Annotated in this window: 2 protein-coding genes; both read left to right on the top strand. The window is 72.2% G+C overall.

Features of this window, described 5'->3' with window-relative positions:
* The coding region (locus P3L51_RS35735; protein WP_435594601.1) for an IucA/IucC family protein at positions 1 to 1905 on the top strand (1905 nt) is incomplete at its 5' end.
* A 40-nt stretch (positions 1906 to 1945) separates the two neighbouring features.
* Positions 1946 to 2680: a GNAT family N-acetyltransferase gene (locus P3L51_RS35740; RefSeq protein ID WP_354609530.1), complete on the top strand. Its 735-nt coding sequence runs from the start codon at positions 1946 to 1948 to the stop codon at positions 2678 to 2680.
* Positions 2681 to 2839 lie beyond the last annotated feature (159 nt).

The raw sequence follows: 2839 nt of genomic DNA on the forward strand, positions 1-2839 counted from the left end.
GTCGGCCGCCCCACCACTCAGGACCCCGGGCCGGGCGACCCGCACGATCCGGTGACGGCCGCGCCCGTGACGATCGGCTCGGCCACGGTGCCCCGCCAACTGCCCGCGGCCGAGGCGGCGGACGCCGACTCCCGCACACCGGACGCGCGCGCCACGGACCCGGCTCCCCACCCGACGGTGGCCGACGACCCGGACCACCTCGACGACCCGGACCCGCGGAAGGCCGCCGACGCCGCGTCCGTGGAGAACCTGCTGCGGTGCTGGGTCAGGGAGAGCGACGTCCCCCGGCCGGACGGAGACACCCTCAGGATCCCGCTCGACGCGAGCGGCACCGCCCTGCTCGTCCCCGTGCGCTACTGGTCGGCCACCGGCTGGCACCGCTTCGGCCTGCCCCTTCTGGAGAGCGCGGGACCGCACTCCACGCCCGCCGACGCCGTCACCGTCGCCGCGCTCCTCGGCCGCGAGTCGGGTCAGAGCCAGGGCGCCGAACTGGTCACCAGGGTCGCCGACTCCGCCCGCCGCACGGCCGAATTTCTCACCGACCGAAGGACAACCCCCGGCCCCGTCGGCACCGACCTCTTCCTCACCGCCGAACAGTCGCTCCTCCTCGGTCACCCGCTCCACCCCACACCCAAGAGCCGCGAAGGGCTCTCCGACGCCGACCACCGTCACTTCTCACCCGAACTCCGTGGCTCCTTCCCTCTCCACTGGATGGCCGTCGACCGGTCCGTGCTCGCCACCGACTCGGCCTGGACCGAACAGGGCCGCGCCGTACACGCGGAGCAGCTCACCACCCGTCTCGCGGGAGACCTGACACTCCCCGACCACACCGTCCCGCTGCCCCTCCATCCCTGGCAGGCACGCGAGTTGGCGCACCGCCCCGTCGTACGCGCGCTTCTCGACGTGGGCCTCCTCCACGACCTCGGACCGCACGGCGACCCCTGGTACCCCACCTCCTCCGTCCGGACGGTGCACCGGACCGGCGCCCCCGCCATGCTCAAGCTCTCCCTCGGCGTACGGATCACCAACTCCCGCCGCGAGAACCTCCGCAAGGAACTCCACCGCGGCGTGGAGGTCCACCGGCTGCTGCGCGGCGGCCTCGCCCAGCAGTGGCGCGCCGCGCATCCCGGCTTCGACATCGTGCGCGACCCCGCCTGGCTCGCCGTCGACGCGCCCGACGGCCAACCCGTCGCCGGGCTCGACGTGATGCTGCGCCACAACCCGTTCCGCGCCGACAACGACGCCGTCTGCGTCGCCGGACTCGTCACCCCGCGCCCCTGGCCCGGCCGCCCGGACATGTACTCCCGCCTCGCCGACATCGTGACCGGCCTCGTCGCCCGCACGGGCCGGCCCGCCGGCGCCGTCGCCGCCGAGTGGTTCCTGCGCTATCTCGACCACGTCGTACGCCCGGTGCTCTGGCTCGACGCCACGGCAGGGGTCGCCCTCGAAGCCCACCAACAGAACACTCTGGTGGTCCTCGACCCCGACGGCTGGCCCGTCGGCGGACGCTACCGCGACAACCAGGGCTACTACTTCCGCGAATCCCACCGCGACGCGCTCGAGCGCCGCCTCCCCTACATCGGTGCGGTGAGCGACACCTTCGTCCCGGACGCCATCACCGACGAGCGCTTCGCCTACTACCTCGGCATCAACAACGTCCTCGGTCTGATCGGGGCGTTCGGCTCCCAGCGTCTCGCCGACGAACGCGTACTCATCGCCGCCTTCCGCCAGTTCCTCACCCGAGACGTATCACTCGGCTCACCCCTGCCCGGGCAACTCCTGGAGGCGACCACGCTGCGCTGCAAGGCCAACATGCTCACCCGACTCCACGGCCTGGACGAACTCGTCGGCCCGGTCGACACCCAGTCCGTCTACGTCACCATCACCAACCCCCTTCGCCATTGACCGCACCAGCCGTCCGAACTGCCGAGAGGAGACCCTCACCGTGCCTCCCACCGACGCGAGCACCGGCACCGGCCCGGGCCCCCATCTGGGCGGATGCGCGGAGGACACCCTCGACCTCCGGCTGACCGAGGACCTCGTCGCGCTGTTCGGAGCGGGTGAGCCGGTGGCGACCGAGGCACCGCCACCGGGCGGCGCCGGCGAGTCCGCCCTCCTCGATTCCCCCGCCGGGTGGGGCGCGGCCGGCACCTCCGCCGGTGTCTTCCAGCTCGTCCCCGTCCGCGTGGAGCGCGATCTGACCCTCATCAGCCGCTGGATGAACGATCCGGCCGTCGCCGCCTTCTGGGAACTGGCGGGACCCGAAGCCGTCACCGCCGACCATCTGCGCGCCCAACTGCGCGGCGACGGACGCAGCGTCCCGTGCCTGGGCGTGCTCGACGGCGTCCCCATGAGCTATTGGGAGCTCTACCGCGCCGATCTCGATCCTCTTGCCCGTCATTACCCCGCCCGTCCCCATGACACCGGACTCCATCTCCTCATCGGTGGTGTGGCCGACCGCGGCCGCGGTGTCGGCACCACCCTGCTCAGAGCCGTCTCCGAACTCGTCCTCGACCACCGACCGCTCTGCGGCCGTGTCATCGCCGAACCTGACCTGCGCAACACCCCCTCCGTCTCCGCCTTCCTGAGCGCCGGTTTCCGCTTCTCCGCGGAACTCGACCTCCCCGGCAAACGAGCCGCCCTCATGATCCGCGAACGAGCCCTGCGAGACCTGCTGTGAATGACCCGCTGCTTTCCATACACCGCACGACCCACATCGGTTCCGTCCCGAGGAGTCCCCGTGCCGACATCCCCGACCACACGCGCTTCCGCCACCCCAGGCAGCGGTCCCACCGCCAGTAGCCCCGAAGCCACCGCCCCCGGCGGCGACACCCCCTGT

The sequence above is a fragment of the Streptomyces panacea genome (assembly GCF_040560175.1).
GTDB lineage: Bacteria > Actinomycetota > Actinomycetes > Streptomycetales > Streptomycetaceae > Streptomyces > Streptomyces panacea.